The following is a 15,007-nucleotide window of genomic DNA, read 5'->3' on the forward strand; positions in this document are numbered from 1 at the left end:
CCCGCTGCAGGCCCTGGTCACGCTGCCGGTGCTGCTGCCCATGCTGGGCGCCGCGACCAGCGTCGTCGTCAGCCGCCGCGCCTCGGCCCAGCGGGTCATCGGCGTGGTGACCCTGGCGCTGGTGTGCGTCGTCGGCGCGGTGCTGCTGGTGGCCGCGGACACCTACGGGCCGGTCGTCGCCGAGCTCGGCGGCTGGCCCGCCCCGATGGGCATCGTGCTCGTCGCCGACCGGATGTCGGCGCTGCTGCTGCTCATCTCGTCGGTGGTGACGCTGGCGGTGCTGGTCTACGCGATCGACCAGCGGATCTCCGACTACGGCCGGGAGACCGCCAGCACCACTTTCCACCCGATCTTCCTGCTGCTGTCGACGGGTGTGTCGCTGGCCTACCTGACCGGCGACCTGTTCACCCTGTTCGTCGCGTTCGAGATCATGCTGGCGTCGAGCTACGTGCTCATCACCCGGCGGACGTCGGCGTCGCGGATCCGGTCCGGCATGACCTACGTGATCGTGTCGCTGACCTCGTCGCTGCTGTTCCTCACCGCGGTCGGGCTCGTCTACGCCGCCACCGGCACGGTCAACCTGGCCGACCTCGCCGGGCGGATGGGCGCGCTGCCGGAGGGCCTGCGCGCGGTGCTCGCCCTGGTGCTCATCGTGGTGTTCGGCATCAAGGCGGCGATCGTGCCGCTGCACTTCTGGCTGCCCGACAGCTACCCGAACGCCCCCGCCCCGGTCACCGCGCTGTTCGCGGGCCTGCTCACCAAGGTCGGCATCTACGCGCTGCTGCGCACCCAGACGCTGGTGTTCCCGCAGGACAGCCCGTCGACGCTGCTGCTGGTGATCGCCGCGGTGACGATGGTGGTGGGCGCGCTGGGCGCCGTCGCGCAGGACGACCTCAACCGGTTGCTGTCGTTCCTGCTGGTCAGCCACATCGGGTTCATGGTGTTCGGGCTCGCCCTGCACACCCCCGACGGCATCGCCGGGACCGGGCTCTACGTCGTCCACCACATCACGGTGCAGGCGACGCTGTTCCTGGTCAGCGGGCTCATCACCCGCCGGACCGGGACGGTGTCGATCTCCCAGATGGGTGGGCTGGCCCAGCAGGCGCCCCACCTGGCCGTGCTGTTCGCGATCCCCGCGATCACCCTGGCCGGGCTGCCCCCGACCTCGGGGTTCGTCGCGAAGCTCGCGCTGCTGCAGGCCGGTGCGGGCGCGGGCCTCGCCGGGGAGCTGGTCGCCGCCGTCGTCGTGCTGGCGAGCCTGCTGACCCTCTACGCCGTGGCCCGGGTCTGGGTGCGGGTGTTCTGGGGCGCCCCCAAGGAGCCCCTCGCCGACGACGACCCGAACGACGAGCTCGTCGTCGGGACCGCACGCAGCGCCCGCGGCATGTACGTCGGCGCGTCCGCGCTGGTCGTGGTCAGCGTCGCGATCGCGCTGTTCGCCGGCCCGCTGTCCGGGGTGACCGCCCGGGCCGGGGTGGACCTGCACGACCGGACCGGCTACACCGACGCCGTCCTCGGGCCGGGCGCCGACCCCGGCAGCGATGGGACCATCAGCGCCAGCGGACGGTCCGGCGGCGTCGACGGGAACGCGACCGTGCGGACCGCGGCCGGCGATACCCCGGAGGTGACCCCGTGAGCGAGCAGACCCCGAGCCGCGGTGGCGCGGGCACGGCCGACGGACCGGACCCGCGCGAACTCGACGACGCCGAGACCTCCCCGGAGGCCGTCCGCGACCGCGAGATGGGCGCGGCCGAGGCGGGCGAGACACCCGAGACCGACCGCACCCCCGCCCGGGTGCCCCCGCCGGTCCCCGACACCGTCGCCGAGCCGATGGGCGGCTCCGCCCGCGGCGGGAGCGTGCGCCGGCGGATCCCGCAGGTGCTCGCGCTGGCGCTGGTCTGGGTGCTGCTGTGGGGGAGCGTGTCCCCGGCCGCGGTCGTCGGCGGGCTGCTCGTCGGCGCCGCGGTGACGGCGATCTTCCCGCTGCCGCTGCTGCCCGAGCGGCTCCCGTTCCGCCCGTGGAAGCTGCTGCGGCTGCTGGCGTTCCTGGCCTCGGACCTGGTCGTCTCCGGGATCCGGGTCAGCATGGTGACGCTGCGGCACGGGCCGCGCGCCCGGTCCGGGATCGTCGGGCTGCCGCTGTGCACCGGCTCGGACCGCACCGCGACGACGATCGTCGCGGCCTGCGCGCTGTCCCCGGGCAGCTTCACGCTGCAGATCGACCGGGCCCGGCACCGCTGGTACGTCTACGCACTCGGCCTGCACCGGCCCGGCGCCGTCGAACGGCTCCGCCGGGACATGATGCGGCTGCAGATGCGGGTGATCGACGCCGTCGGCAGCCAGGAGGACCGGGACCGGTGCGCCGCCGCCGTCGCCGCGGTCACCGCCGAGGACGCGGGGAGGAACGACCGGTGACCGTCGTCCACACGCTGGTACTGATCATGTTGACCGCCGCGGCGGCGCTGACGATGTGGCGGCTGCTGAAGGGCCCCACCACGCTGGACCGCATCGCGGCCCTGGACGTGTTCGTCGTGCTGATCGTGGCCGCGGCCGCGGTGTACGCGGCGATCTACTCCGACGGGTCGAACATCCCGCTGCTGGCCGCGGTCGCGCTGATCGCGCTGGTCGGCTCGGCGACGGCGGCCCGTCTGGTCGAACGATGGGAGCGGCACCGCTGATGGGCGTGCACGACGTGCTCGACGTGGTCTCCGCCGCGCTGATGCTCGCCGGCGGGCTGTCCTGCCTGCTCGGCGCGCTCGGGCTGGTCCGGCTGCCGGACCTGCCCGCCCGGCTGCAGGCCACCACCAAGCCGCAGACCCTGGGGCTGCTGCTGATCCTGCTGGGCGTCGCGGTGAACCTGGAGTTCGAGAACTCCTCGACGCTGATCCTGGTCGTGCTGTTCCAGGTGCTGACGGCGCCGGTCATCTCGCAGGTGGTCGGGCGCTCGGCCTACCGCAGCGGCGCGATCGACCGGGACGCACTCGTCGTCGACGACCTGGGGGAGGACATCGACGCCGACGCGCGCGCCCGGGAGGTGCGGACGGTTCAGCCGCCGTCGCCCCGGGAGTCCGCGGAGCCCGGGTCGTCCTCGCGCAGCGTCGACGAGGTCGAGGGGGCACCGGAGCGGTAGGCGGCGTGCCCGATCGCGAAGCTGGCGATCGGGATCGTGAACAGCTGCAGCGCCACGGCGACGCCGAGAGTCAGCAGCACCCCGGGCTCGGGCACCAGGATCGCGACCCCGACGAGGATCGCGACGATCCCGAGCCCGGCGGCCTTGGTGACGGCGTTCGTGCGGTTGTAGACGTCGGGCAGGCGCACCATGCCGACCGCGCCCGCGGCGACCAGGAGCACCCCGGCGCCGAGCACGATCCCGCCGATCGCGTTCTGCACCGGTCCGCCGACGAGCACGCTCACCGCTTCGCCCCCTTCTCCGCCCAGATCAGCCGGGCCACGGCGACCGTGGTCAGGAACCCGACCAGCGTCGCGACGACGACGAGGTCCAGCATCGCGGTGGACCCCAGCCGCAGCGCCAGCAACGCGATCAGCCCGACGACGACCACGAAGCCGTAGTCCACGGCCAGCCCGCGGTCGGCGTCGGTGGGCCCGGCCAGGACCCGCCCGACCGCGACGAGCAGGCCGAGCGCCAGCACGACGATCCCGGCGTCCAGCAAGAGGGTGCTCACGGGGTCTCCTCCGGATCGCGGTCGACCGCGCCCGGGGCGGGGCGGCGCAGGAACGCCAGCAACCGGTCCTCCATCTCGTGCACGCTCGCCCGCAGCTGCTCCGGGTCCGAGGCGTGCATGCCGTGCACGAGCAGCTCCGGGCTGCGCGAGCCGGTGGTCAGGTTCAGGGCGAGGGTGCCGGGGGTGAGGCTGAGCAGGCTCATGATCGACGCGATCTCGACCATGCTCCGCGACCGCAGCCGGACCCGGACCACCGCCGGGTCGATGCCGTGCCCGGGGGTGAGGACCTCGCGGAGCACGACGGCGTTGGTGCGGAAGAACTCGCCGGTGAACCACAGCAGGAACCCCACCGCGGCGCGCGGGCGCCCGCCCCGGCCGGGTGCGCGTCGGCGGGTCGTCACGGCGCCCCCACCGCCCCGACGTAGGCGGCGGTGTCGGCGAGACCGTGCCCGGCGACCGACGAGAGCGCCAGCAGCGGCTCCGCCCACAGCCCGAGCAGCAGCGACAGCGCCCCCAGCGCCAGCGCCGGGACCACCGCGCGGACCGGGACCCGCAGCGCGACCACGGTGCCCGCACCGCCACCGGGGTCCGGTTCGGGGGCGTCGCCGCCCCAGAACGCGCCGTTCCAGATCTTGAGCATCGACAGCAGGGTGAACACGCTGACCCCGACCGCGACGAGCGCGGCGGTGACCATGCCCGCGTCGACCGCGCCGAGCACCAGGGCGAGCTTCGCGACGAACCCGGACAGCGGCGGGATCCCGGCCAGGCTCAGCGCCGACACCGCGAACGCGACCGCGGTCGCCGGGTTGCGGGCGGCGAGCCCGCCGAGCCGGGACAGCGTGTCGGTGCCGACGTACTGCTCGACGGCACCGGCGACCATCAGCAGCGCCGCCTTGACCAGGACGTACTGCACCAGGAAGTAGATCGCCGCGGCCAGCCCGGCCGGGGTGGAGATCGCCAGGCCGAGCACGATGTAGCCGATCTGGCTGACCATGTGGAAGGTCAGGATCTGGCGCATCCCGCCGGCGCCGACCGCGCCGAGCACCCCGACGACCATCGTCAGCAGTGCCGCCACCAGCACGATCGGCAGGAAGCGCGGGTCGCCGTCGTAGATCACGGCGTAGATGCGGAACAGCGCGTACACGCCGACCTTGGTCAGCAGCCCGGAGAACAGCACGGTGACCGCGGCCGGTGCGGCGGTGTAGGCCCGCGGCAGCCAGTTGTGCAGCGGCACCAGCGCGGCCTTCACCGACAGCGCCAGCAGGATCACCGCGGTCGCCGCGGCCAGCGCCGGGTCGGTCACGGCGCGCCCGGCGAGGTCGCCGAGCTGCACGGTCCCGGCGACGCCGTAGACCAGGCCGAGCCCGGCGAGGAACACCGTCGAGGCCAGCAGGTTCACCGTCAGGTACAGCCGCGACGCCGCGATCCGCTCCGGGCCCCGGCCGGTCGCGATGAGCACGTAGCTGGGGACGAGCATGACCTCGACGAACACGAACAGGCTGAACAGGTCCGCGGTGAGGTAGGCGCCGTGCACCCCGGCCAGCAGCAGCAGCGACTGCGGCAGGAACGCCCGGTCGGTGTCGGAGCCGGTGACCGCGGCGAAGGCCAGGCAGGCGATCCCCAGCACCCCGGTGACGGTCAGCATGATCGTGCCGAACGCGTCGGCGGCCAGCGGGATCGCGATGCCGGCCGGCCAGTTCCCGAGCCGCTGCACGATCACCGCGCCGTCCGCGGTGGCGGCCAGCAGGACCGCGGACACCGCCGTCGACGCGGCGAGCGCGGTGAACGCGACGACCCGTCGCGCGGTCATCGGCAGCAGGAACGGCCCGCCCCCGCCCGGTGGGCGCGCGGTGAGCAGGACCAGCAGGCCCGCCGCGGCGAGCGGGACCAGGACGGGTGCGACGACGAGCGCCTCGAGGCCGGTCACCGGGGGTCCCCGCCCTCGTCCTCGTCGCCGGCCTTGAGCAGGGCCAGCAGGTACACCGTGATCGCGAAGGCGATCACGATCGCGGTCAGCACGAACGCCTGCGGCAGCGGGTCGGCCATCTGCGCCCGGTCCTGCTGCCCCAGCAGCGCGGGCTCACGGGTCGCCATCCCGCCCGCGGAGATGATCAGGACGTTCACGCCGTGCCCGAGCAGCACGAACCCGAGCACCGTGCGCAGCAGCTCGCGCTGCAGGACCAGGTACACCCCGCCCGCGACGAGCACGGCGACGACGACCGCGGCCGTCACTCGGAGCTCCCCAGCAGGGAGCCGGTGCGGGCGCGCCCGCCGATCCGGTCGGTCGCGGCCACGATCAGCCCCACCACCATCAGGTAGATCCCCAGGTCGAACACGAACGACGACAACAGCACCCCGCCCGGCAGGTACACCGGGGTCAGGAACGGCAGTCCCAGCGGGTACACCGCGATCCCGGTGAGCAGGCTCAGCAGGAGCCCGGACCCGACCAGCGGCTCGGGCCGCAGGCGCAGCGCCCACGCGTCGCCGCGGTGGGCGAGGCGCAGGAACACGACCGCGACGCCCCCGACCAGCGAGGAGATGAACCCGCCGCCGGGCTCGTCGTGGCCGCGCCAGAGCAGGAACAGCGACATCACGAGCATCAGCGGGGCCAGCACGCGGCTGGCGACCCGCATGACGATCGTGTCGGCCGGGCCGTCGGTGGCCACCCGCTGCCGCGTGCTGCCCTCCGCACCGGCCTCACCGCGCCGGATCAGCACCAGCAGCCCCAGCGCCGCCGCCCCGACGACGACGGCCTCACCGAAGGTGTCCATGCCGCGGAAGTCGACGAGGATCGTGTTGACCACGTTCGTCCCGCCGGTGGCGGCCTCCGCGGTGTCCAGCAGGTACCCGCCGACCGGCGACGGCTCGCGGCGCCCGGTCAGCACGTAGGTGGCCGCCCCCAGCGACAGGCCCGCGGCCAGCGCGGCCACCGCGGCCGGGGCGCGCCGCCACCGCGCCGGGCGGTGCAGCCGGACCCCGCGCCCGCGCAGCACCAGCACCGCGACGACGGTGGTCAGCACCTCGACCAGCAGCAGCGTCATCGCGACGTCCGGGGCGCCGGCGAGCAGCAGCCACAGCGCCGTCGCCAGCCCGCCGAAGCCGGTCAGCGCCAGCGCCGCGGTGACCGAGCGGGTCGTCACGGCGCCGGCGACCGTGGCCAGCACGAGCACGACGACCACCCAGTCCAGCGGCCGGGTGACCGGCCCGGGGAACGGCGGCAGCGCGGGCAGGGCCACTCCGGCGGCGACGGCGAGCACCGGCAGCGCCAGCACCGGGCGGGCCAGGACGGCGGCGGGGGAGGGGTCGGTGTCCGGGCGCCCCACCCGGGCGCCGAGGGCGAGCACCCCGGCCCGGATCCGGTCGAAGACCGCGGCGCCGTCGGGGACCGGGAGCCGCTCCAGCGCCCGGTCGACGCGGTCGCGCCAGTGGAACAGCGCGTAGCCGCCGGCGATGGTGAGCACCGACAGCACCAGCGCGGTGCCGAAGCCGGGCCAGAGCACGAACGTGACCGGCTCCGAGCCCGGGTCCAGGTCACGGGCGGCCCGGTCGGTCAGCGGGTTGAGCACCCGCACGGCGGGCCCGAGGACCAGCCCGAGCAGCGCAGCGACGGCGGCCGGGGCCAGGAACGCCCACGACGGCTCGTACAGGCCGGGCTGGCTGAGCCTGCCGCCGAACGCGCCGTGCACGATCCGGGCGGAGTAGGCGAAGGTCAGCGCCGACGCCACGACCGCGACCGCGGCGGCCACCGGCCCGGCGCCGGGCGCGAAGTCGGCCTCCAGGAAGCCCTCGTAGAGGTTCTCCTTGGACACGAACCCGAGCAGCGGCGGCACCCCCGCCATCGACAGCGCGGCGACCCCGGTCAGCACCGCGGTGACCGGCATGACCTTCCGCAGGCCGCCGAGCTCGCGCACGTCGCGGCTGCCCGCCTCCTTGTCGATGATCCCGACCAGCATGAACAGCGTCGCCTTGAACAGGGCGTGGGCGAAGGTGTGCAGCACCGCCGCGGACAGCGCGTAGGACGTGCCGACGCCGATCGCGGCGGTGAGCAGGCCCAGCTGGCTCACCGTGGAGTGGGCGAGCACCGCCTTCAGGTCGTGCTCGCGCAGCGCCAGCACCGCGCCGACGACGGCCGTCGCCAGCCCGAGCGGGACCAGCACCGCCGACCAGGCCACCGACGGCACGTAGACCGGGGTGAAGCGCATCAGCAGGTAGATGCCGGCCTTCACCATCGTCGCGGCGTGCAGGTAGGCGCTGATCGGGGTCATCGCGACCATCGCCCCGGGCAGCCAGAACGTGAACGGCAGCTGCGCGGACTTCGTCGCCGCGGCGAGGATCAGCAGCGCCCCCGCGGGCAGGGCCAGGGGGCTTCGCAGCACCGCGCCCGGGTCGGCGAGGACCACGTCGAGGCTGGTGCTCCCGGCCGCGACGCCGATCATCACCACTGCGCCGAGCAGTGCGAAGCCGCCCATCGCCGTCACGACGAGCGCGCGGCCCGCGGGCAGTGCCGCCGCCGGCCCGGCCGTGTTGACCAGCAGGAACGACAGGACGGTGGTGAGCTCCCAGAAGACGTAGAGCAGCACCAGGTCGTTCGCGGTGACCAGGCCGATCATCGCGGCGGCGAACCCGGCGAGCAGGCCGTAGACCGTGCCGATCGGGTAGTACGCCTCCAGGTAGCGCGGGCAGTAGGCCATCACCAGCGCGCCCACGCCCAGCACGATCGTCACGAACAGCAGCGACAGGCCGTCCATGCGCAGGCCGAAGGAGATGCCCAGCGACGGCATCCAGGACACGCCCGCGGTGAGGACCTCCCCGCGGACGACGTCGCCGGCGGCGGTGTTCGCGTACACGGCCAGTGCGGCGAGACCTGCGGCCAGCGGGTAGCCCGCGTTGCGGCCGAGCAGCCGGGCGAGCACCGGGGCGAGCAGCGCCAGCGCGACCGCCCCGCCCAGGGTGACCAGGGGGATCACCGGGCAGCGCCTCCGTCCAGGGGGCCGGGGGTGCCGCGCACCCTGATCATGACTCGGGAGCTTCTACCCGTTCGACGGGGTTTCCACACCGACGTTTCCGGTCACCCCGATCGGTTGCGCCGCGCACGTCTCCGCGGGTGGGTGGGCCCCCGGCGTGGCGGCCCGCGGGCGCTTCGTACCCTCGCGGTGTGCCTCTGTACGCGCTCGGTGACGCCGAACCGGACATCCACCCGACCGCCTACGTCCATCCGGACGCCGTCGTGATCGGCAACGTGACGCTGGGCCCGGAGTCCACGGTCTGGCCCACCGCGGTGCTGCGCGGCGACGACGGCCGGATCGAGGTCGGTGCCCGCAGCAGCATCCAGGACGGGTCGATCATCCACACCACCCTGGAGCAGCCGACGATCATCGGGGACGAGGTGACCGTCGGGCACAACGTGCACATCGAGGCCGCCACCATCGGCAACCGGGCGCTCATCTCGTCGGGCTCGGTGGTGCTGAACGGCTCGACGATCGGCGAGGGCGCGATCGTCGCCGCTGGCGCGGTCGTCTCCCCGAAGGCCGACGTGCCCGCCTACCGGATGGCGCTGGGCGTGCCCGCCCGTGTCCGCGACGGCTACGAGGTGCCCGCCGACCGCTGGCGGCACGCCGTGGAGTCCTACGTCGACCGGGGCCGCCGCTTCGCGTCGCAGCTGCGCCGGCTGGAGGGCTGATGGCCAAGCCGCTGAACGAGGTCGTCGAGGCCGGGTGGGCCCAGGCCCTGGAGCCGGTCGCCGAGACGATCACCGCGATGGGCGAGTTCCTGCGCGCCGAGATCGCCGCGGGCCGTCGTTACCTGCCCGCCGGGGCGAACGTGCTGCGCGCGTTCCAGCAGCCCTTCGACGAGGTCCGGGTGCTGCTCGTCGGGCAGGACCCGTACCCGACCCCGGGGCACGCGGTCGGGCTGTCGTTCTCCGTCGCCCCCGAGACCCGCCCGCTCCCGCGCTCGCTGCAGAACATCTTCCGCGAGTACGCCGAGGACCTCGGGCACCCGGCGCCCACCTCGGGTGACCTGACCCCGTGGACCGAGCAGGGCGTGCTGCTGCTCAACCGGTGCCTGACCGTCGCCCCCGGGGAGCCGGCCTCGCACCGCAACAAGGGCTGGGAGGAGGTCACCGAGCAGGCGATCCGCGCCCTGGTGGCCCGCGACGCCGAGCCGATGGTCGCGATCCTCTGGGGCCGCGACGCCCGCAACCTCGCTCCGCTGCTGGAGGACGTGCCGACGATCGAGTCGGCCCACCCGTCGCCGATGTCGGCCGACCGCGGCTTCTTCGGGTCGCGGCCCTTCAGCCGGGCCAACGACCTGCTGGAGGAGATCGGCGGGGAACCTGTCGACTGGAAGCTGCCCTAGGCTGGACCGGGTGGACGACCCGGGGGACATGCGCATATCGGACGCCGACCGCGAGGCGGCGGCCCGCCGGCTGCACGACGCGGTCGGCGAGGGCCGCATCACGTTGAGCGAGCTGGAGGAACGGCTCGACGCGGTCTACGCCGCGCGCGTCGCCCGGGACCTGCAGCCGCCGCTGGCGGACCTGCCGGGCGGGCTGCCGCCGTCGGTCACCGCGCTGGCGCCCGTCCCCGCGCGTCCGCCCGCGCCGTCGGAGCGGGTGCGGCTGACGACCGCGGCGGGGACGATCAAGCGCACGGGGGACTGGCAGGTGCCCGCGGCGCTGCACCTGTCGTCGTCGATGGGGACCATCCACCTCGACCTGTCCGAGGTGCGGTCGCTGCCGCCGCGGATCGACGTCGAGGTCGCACTGGGGATGGGCGAGGTCGTGCTGGTCCTGCCCGAGGGCGGCACCGCCGACGTCGACGGCACGAAGGCGTCCTGGGGCGAGGTGAAGACCCGGGTGCCCTCGACGCCCGGGGCGGCCGGGCCGCACCTCGTGGTGCACGGCAAGGTCGGCATGGGGTCGGTCACCGTGCGCGGGGCACGCCGCAGCTGGTGGCGGTCCGTGGTCGGCTGAACCGGCCCCCGGGAACGACGAAGGCCCGGTCCCCAGGGGACCGGGCCTCGATCGTGGTTCGGGTCTCGCGCACTCAGACGCGGGTCACCTTGCCCGCCTTCAGGCAGGAGGTGCAGGCGTTGATCCGACGGCGGTTGCCGCCGTTGATCGCGGCGCGCACCGTCTGGATGTTGGGGTTCCAGCGGCGGTGGGTGCGGCGGTGCGAGTGCGAGACGGACATGCCGAAGCCCGGACCCTTGCCACAGACGTCGCAGACGGCAGCCACGTCGGACACTCCTCGGGTTGACGAACAGATTCACGAACAGATTCTCGGCACGGACGTGCCGAGGCTCGGCCTTCAATTCTAGCCACGCCCGTGTGGTGACCGGCGCGCGGGGCCGTCCCGCGGCACCGGGGGCCTCCGCGCACCTAGTGTGGGGCCCGTGGCCTCGCCGTTCGACCCCGCGCTGCTGCGCCGCTGGATCGACGCCGCCGCCGAGCGGCTCACCGCCGGGCGGGCCGAGATCGACCGCATCAACGTCTTCCCGGTCGCCGACCACGACACCGGGTCGAACCTGCTGCTGACCGCCCGTGCGGCGGCCTCGGCCCCGCTGGACGGGGACGCCCCGGCCGCCGACGCCCCCGCCGCGGACCCCGCCGCCGAGGATGTCCGGCCGGTGCGCGCCGCGGCGGCCCTGGCCGCGGCCGCGGTGCGCGGGGCCCGCGGGAACTCCGGCCTGATCCTGTCCCAGCTGTTCCGGGGCCTGGCCGAGGAGCTGGAGGCCGCGGCCGCACGACGGCCGAACACCCCGGCCGGTGAGCTGCTCGCCGGGGCGCTGCGGCGGGCAGCGGCGCTGGCGGCCGTCGCGGTGTCCGCGCCGCGCCCGGGGACCGCGCTCACCGTGCTCGACGCCGCCGCCGCGGCCGTGGCGGCGCGGGTGGCGGCCGGGGCGGCCACCGGGCCGTCCGCCGCCGGTGCGGAGCTCACCCGGGTCGCCGACCCCTCCCACCGCGCCGACCCCGACGGCGGGGGCCTCGACACGACCGGTGCGCTCGCCGAGGCCGCCCGGGTGGCCGCGGACGCGGCGCGGGCCGCGCTGGCCCGGGCCACCGGGCGCCCGCCGGAGCTGGTGCGGGCCGGGGTCGTCGACGCGGGCGGGCTGGGCCTGGTCGTCGTGCTGGACGCGCTGGTCGCCGCGGCGGGCGGTGATCCGGGGCCGCCGCCGTCGTCGCAGGTGGGGACGCCCGGTCCGGCCTCGGCGGTCACCGCCGACGGCGAGCTCGTGCCGTGGGTGCCCCAGCCGGTCTACGAGGTCACCTACTGGCTGCCCGGGCCCGACCCGGCCGCGCTGGAGACGCTGCGTGCCCGGCTCGCCGGGCTCGGGGACTCGGTCGGTCTCGCCGGGGACGGCGGTGGCGGGGTGATGGTGCACGTGCACACCACCGAGGCCGGGCCCGCGGTCGAGGCGGGGCTGGCGGTGGGGCGCCCGTCGGGGATCCGGATCGAGGCGCTGCCGCCGGCGCCGCCGACCCGGGACCGCGCCGTCCTGCTGATGATCGAGAGCAGCGGGGCCGGTGCGCTGGCCCGGGCCGCGGGCGGGAACGTGCTGGTCGCCGACCCGGACCCGACCGTCGACGAGGTCCTGGCCGCGATCCGCGCGACCGGCGCCGAGCACGTCGTGGTGCTGCCGTGCGCGACGCACCGGCGCACGGTCACCGAGACCGCGGCCGAGCGGGTGCGGTTCGAGGGCATCGACGTCGTGGTGATCCCGGCCAGCTCGGTGCTGCAGGGCCTGGCCGCGCTCGCGGTGCACGACCCCGCCCGTCGCGCCCCGGACGACGTGGTCGCGATGGCCGAGGCCGCGGCCGCCACCAGGACCGGTGGGCTGGCCGTCGCCGAGGCCGAGGCGCTCACCTGGGCCGGTCCCTGCCGCCCGGGGGAGATCCTCGGGATCTCCGACGGCGAGGTCGTGCTGATCGCCCCGGACCTCGCTGTCGGTGCCCTGTGGTTGGCTCACCGCATGCTCACTCCGGGTGGGGAGCTGGTGACCGTGCTGCTCGGCTCGGCCGCCCCCGACGAGCTCGGAGAGCGGTTCGCCGAGGACCTGCGCCGCACCCACCCGGAGGTCGACGTCGTGGTGCACCGGGGGGAGCAGGGCGACTACCCGCTGGTGCTGGGAGTGGAGTAGATGGACGACGGGTTCGACCTCGACAGCCGGCTCGACGGGCCGCTCGGGCGCAAGGCCGCCGACGCGCTGGCCCCGCTCGGGCTGGAGACCGTCGGGGACCTGCTGCGGCACTACCCGCGGCGCTACGTCGACCGCGGCCGGCTCACCGAGATCGCCGGGCTGGTCGCGGGCGAGCACGTCACCGTCGTCGCGGCGGTGGCGCGCGCCGAGCTGCGGGAGATGCGCAACCGGCGCGGGAAGATGCTCAAGGCCGTCATCCGGGACGAGAAGGGCGGCGAGCTCGACGCCACCTTCTTCAACGGCTGGAAGCTGCAGGGCTTCATCAAGCAGGGCGTCGTCGGCGTGTTCTCCGGCAAGGTCGGGGTGTTCAACAACCGGCTGCAGCTGACCCACCCGCAGTTCGAGGAGATCGAGGAGAGCGACTCGCTGCGCCCGTTCCTGTCGGTCTACCCGGCGAATGCGAAGGTGACCTCGCAGGCCATCGCGCGCTCGGTGCGCCAGGTCCTGGAGCAGATCGACGACCCGACCGACCCGCTGCCCGAGTCGCTGCGCGAGCGGGAGAAGCTGCCGGAGCTGGGGCGGGCGCTGCGGCGCATCCACGTGCCGGAGACCGAGGCCGACCTGTTCGCCGCCCGGCACCGCCTGGTGTGGGACGAGGCGCTCGGTGTGCAGCTGGCGCTCGCGCTCCGGCGGGAGGCCGCCGTCGCGCGGCCGGCCCCGGTGTGCCCGCGCCGCGACGACGGCCTGCTCGCCGCGTTCGACGCGGACCTGCCGTTCCCGCTGACCGAGGGCCAGCAGGAGGTCGGCGAGCAGGTCGCCGCGGACCTCGCCCGCGAGTACCCGATGAACCGCCTCGTGCAGGGCGACGTCGGCGCGGGCAAGACGATCGTCGCGCTGCGGGCGATGCTGCAGGCCGTCGACGCGGGCACCCAGGCCGCGATGCTGGCCCCCACCGAGGTCCTCGCCGCCCAGCACGCCCGCTCGCTGCGCGCGATGCTCGGCGCGCTCGGCCGCGGCGGCGAGCTCGGCGCGGGCGAGGACGCGACCGCGGTGACACTGCTGACCGGGTCGATGGGTGCGAAGGCCAAGCGGCAGGCACTGCTCGACGCGCAGTCCGGGGCGGCGGGGATCGTCGTCGGGACCCACGCGCTGATCCAGGACACCGTCGGGTTCGCCGAGCTGGGGCTGGTCGTGGTCGACGAGCAGCACCGGTTCGGGGTGGAGCAGCGCGACGCGCTGCGCGCCCGCGGCGAGAAGGCCCCGCACATGCTGGTCATGACGGCGACGCCGATCCCGCGCACCGTGGCCATGACCGTCTACGGCGACCTGGCCGTGTCCGAGCTGAAGGGGCTGCCGAAGGGCCGCTCCCCGGTCGCGACGACGGTCGTGCCGCTGGCGGAGCACCCGTCGTGGATCGAGCGGGTGTGGCAGCGGATCCGCGAGGAGGTCGAGGCGGGCCACCAGTGCTACGTCGTGTGCCCCCGGGTCGGTGGTGCCGAGAAGGAGGGTGCCGAGAAGGAGGACGCCGAGGAGCCCCCGCCGGACGACGACGGCGGCGAGGAGCGGCGCGCCCCGCTCGCGGTGCTCGACATCGCCCCGCTGATCGAGGAGAAGCTGGCCGGGCTGCGGGTCGGGATCCTGCACGGCAAGCTCCCGCCGGAGGAGAAGGACACCGTGATGCGGGCCTTCGAACGCGCCGAGCTCGACGTGCTCGTCGCGACCACGGTGATCGAGGTCGGCGTCGACGTGCCGAACGCGACCGGGATCGTGCTGCTCGACGCGGACCGCTTCGGCCTGTCCCAGCTGCACCAGCTGCGCGGGCGGGTCGGCCGGGGCAGCGCACCCGGCCTGTGCCTGCTGGTCACCGACATGCCCGCGGCGACCGCCGCCCGCGAACGGCTCGACGCGATCGCCGGGACCACCGACGGCTTCGAGCTGGCCCGCCTCGACCTGGAGCTGCGCCGCGAGGGCGACGTGCTCGGGTCGAGCCAGTCCGGCTCCCGCTCGGGGCTCAAGCTGCTGTCGCTGCTGCGCCACGGCGAGGTCATCGAGAAGGCCCAGGTGTACGCCCGGCACCTGGTCGCCGAGGACCCGGGCCTGGCCGGCCACCCGCGGCTGCGGGACCTGGTGGGGGAGACCCTCGGCGACGAGGAGCGGGCCGCCTACCTGGACAAGTCCTGACC

The 15,007-nt window shown here is 74.9% G+C and carries 16 protein-coding genes; 9 read left to right on the plus strand and 7 right to left on the minus strand.

Going from position 1 to position 15,007, the window contains the following annotated elements; all coding sequences use genetic code 11:
- The first annotated feature begins 4 nt into the window (after positions 1 to 4).
- Genes KPL57_RS40280 through mnhG (KPL57_RS40295) form a run of 4 tightly spaced genes read left to right on the plus strand, consistent with a single transcriptional unit; the run spans position 5 to position 3,130 of the window.
- On the plus strand, positions 5 to 1,636 hold the full coding sequence (locus KPL57_RS40280; protein ID WP_226356675.1) for a Na+/H+ antiporter subunit D: 1,632 nt from the start codon (positions 5 to 7) through the stop codon (positions 1,634 to 1,636).
- Positions 1,633 to 2,415 (plus strand): Na+/H+ antiporter subunit E, encoded by a 783-nt coding sequence (locus KPL57_RS40285; RefSeq protein ID WP_226355702.1) that lies wholly within the window; start codon positions 1,633 to 1,635, stop codon positions 2,413 to 2,415. Before KPL57_RS40280 ends, KPL57_RS40285 begins: the two co-directional genes overlap by 4 nt.
- The gene (locus KPL57_RS40290) at positions 2,412 to 2,678 is read left to right on the plus strand and encodes a monovalent cation/H+ antiporter complex subunit F (protein WP_062400930.1); all 267 of its coding nucleotides are present in this window, start codon (positions 2,412 to 2,414) and stop codon (positions 2,676 to 2,678) included. The genes KPL57_RS40285 and KPL57_RS40290 overlap by 4 nt, the downstream gene beginning before the upstream one ends.
- Positions 2,660 to 3,130, plus strand: a complete 471-nt coding sequence (gene mnhG / locus KPL57_RS40295) for a monovalent cation/H(+) antiporter subunit G (protein WP_308016740.1) — start codon at positions 2,660 to 2,662, stop codon at positions 3,128 to 3,130. The genes KPL57_RS40290 and mnhG (KPL57_RS40295) overlap by 19 nt, the downstream gene beginning before the upstream one ends.
- On the opposite strand, the gene mnhG (KPL57_RS40300) is transcribed toward mnhG (KPL57_RS40295), so the two are convergent.
- Genes mnhG (KPL57_RS40300) through mbhE form a run of 6 tightly spaced genes read right to left on the minus strand, consistent with a single transcriptional unit; the run spans position 3,046 to position 8,650 of the window.
- Positions 3,046 to 3,414 carry a monovalent cation/H(+) antiporter subunit G gene (mnhG, locus tag KPL57_RS40300; RefSeq protein ID WP_226355703.1) on the minus strand — a complete coding sequence of 123 codons (369 nt, stop codon included), beginning with the start codon at positions 3,412 to 3,414 and terminating at the stop codon, positions 3,046 to 3,048. The two genes, mnhG (KPL57_RS40295) and mnhG (KPL57_RS40300), sit on opposite strands and share 85 nt — an antisense overlap.
- Positions 3,411 to 3,683, minus strand: coding sequence for a monovalent cation/H+ antiporter complex subunit F (locus tag KPL57_RS40305; RefSeq protein ID WP_226355704.1), 273 nt, complete (start codon positions 3,681 to 3,683; stop codon positions 3,411 to 3,413). The genes mnhG (KPL57_RS40300) and KPL57_RS40305 overlap by 4 nt, the downstream gene beginning before the upstream one ends.
- Entirely contained in the window at positions 3,680 to 4,171 is a 492-nt protein-coding gene (locus KPL57_RS40310) for a Na+/H+ antiporter subunit E (RefSeq protein ID WP_226355705.1), read from the minus strand. Before KPL57_RS40310 ends, KPL57_RS40305 begins: the two co-directional genes overlap by 4 nt.
- Positions 4,081 to 5,610, minus strand: coding sequence for a monovalent cation/H+ antiporter subunit D family protein (locus KPL57_RS40315; RefSeq protein ID WP_226355706.1), 1,530 nt, complete (start codon positions 5,608 to 5,610; stop codon positions 4,081 to 4,083). Before KPL57_RS40315 ends, KPL57_RS40310 begins: the two co-directional genes overlap by 91 nt.
- Positions 5,607 to 5,915: a sodium:proton antiporter gene (locus KPL57_RS40320; RefSeq protein ID WP_062400935.1), complete on the minus strand. Its 309-nt coding sequence runs from the start codon at positions 5,913 to 5,915 to the stop codon at positions 5,607 to 5,609. The genes KPL57_RS40315 and KPL57_RS40320 overlap by 4 nt, the downstream gene beginning before the upstream one ends.
- Positions 5,912 to 8,650 (minus strand): hydrogen gas-evolving membrane-bound hydrogenase subunit E, encoded by a 2,739-nt coding sequence (gene mbhE, locus KPL57_RS40325; RefSeq protein ID WP_226355707.1) that lies wholly within the window; start codon positions 8,648 to 8,650, stop codon positions 5,912 to 5,914. Before mbhE ends, KPL57_RS40320 begins: the two co-directional genes overlap by 4 nt.
- A gap of 188 nt (positions 8,651 to 8,838) precedes the next feature.
- On the opposite strand from mbhE, the gene KPL57_RS40330 reads away from it, so the two are divergent.
- Genes KPL57_RS40330 through KPL57_RS40340 form a run of 3 tightly spaced genes read left to right on the plus strand, consistent with a single transcriptional unit; the run spans position 8,839 to position 10,656 of the window.
- Complete coding sequence (locus KPL57_RS40330) at positions 8,839 to 9,363, plus strand: gamma carbonic anhydrase family protein (protein ID WP_226355708.1); 525 nt, start codon at positions 8,839 to 8,841, stop codon at positions 9,361 to 9,363.
- The gene (locus KPL57_RS40335; RefSeq protein WP_062400939.1) at positions 9,360 to 10,040 is read left to right on the plus strand and encodes a uracil-DNA glycosylase; all 681 of its coding nucleotides are present in this window, start codon (positions 9,360 to 9,362) and stop codon (positions 10,038 to 10,040) included. Before KPL57_RS40330 ends, KPL57_RS40335 begins: the two co-directional genes overlap by 4 nt.
- 10 nt (positions 10,041 to 10,050) lie before the next feature.
- Positions 10,051 to 10,656: a DUF1707 domain-containing protein gene (locus KPL57_RS40340; RefSeq protein WP_226355709.1), complete on the plus strand. Its 606-nt coding sequence runs from the start codon at positions 10,051 to 10,053 to the stop codon at positions 10,654 to 10,656.
- 73 nt (positions 10,657 to 10,729) lie between these two features.
- Here KPL57_RS40340 and rpmB read toward each other — a convergent pair whose 3' ends face one another.
- Entirely contained in the window at positions 10,730 to 10,921 is a 192-nt protein-coding gene (rpmB, locus tag KPL57_RS40345; RefSeq protein WP_020627372.1) for a 50S ribosomal protein L28, read from the minus strand.
- A gap of 157 nt (positions 10,922 to 11,078) precedes the next feature.
- Between rpmB and KPL57_RS40350 the strand changes: the two genes are divergently transcribed.
- Together KPL57_RS40350 and recG are read left to right on the plus strand one after the other, a co-directional pair.
- A complete protein-coding gene (locus tag KPL57_RS40350; protein WP_226355710.1) occupies positions 11,079 to 12,824 on the plus strand; it encodes a DAK2 domain-containing protein in 1,746 nt (581 codons plus the stop codon).
- Complete coding sequence (gene recG, locus KPL57_RS40355; protein WP_226355711.1) at positions 12,825 to 15,005, plus strand: ATP-dependent DNA helicase RecG; 2,181 nt, start codon at positions 12,825 to 12,827, stop codon at positions 15,003 to 15,005. It begins immediately after the preceding gene.
- Positions 15,006 to 15,007: the final 2 nt, after the last annotated feature.

This window comes from Pseudonocardia sp. ICBG601, from assembly GCF_020496245.1.

Coding starts and splice junctions, on each gene's coding strand:
- mnhG (WP_308016740.1), top strand. CDS start 2,660: ATGGGAGCGGCACCGCTGATGGGCGTGCACGACGTGCTCGACGTGGTC.
- recG (WP_226355711.1), top strand. CDS start 12,825: ATGGACGACGGGTTCGACCTCGACAGCCGGCTCGACGGGCCGCTCGGG.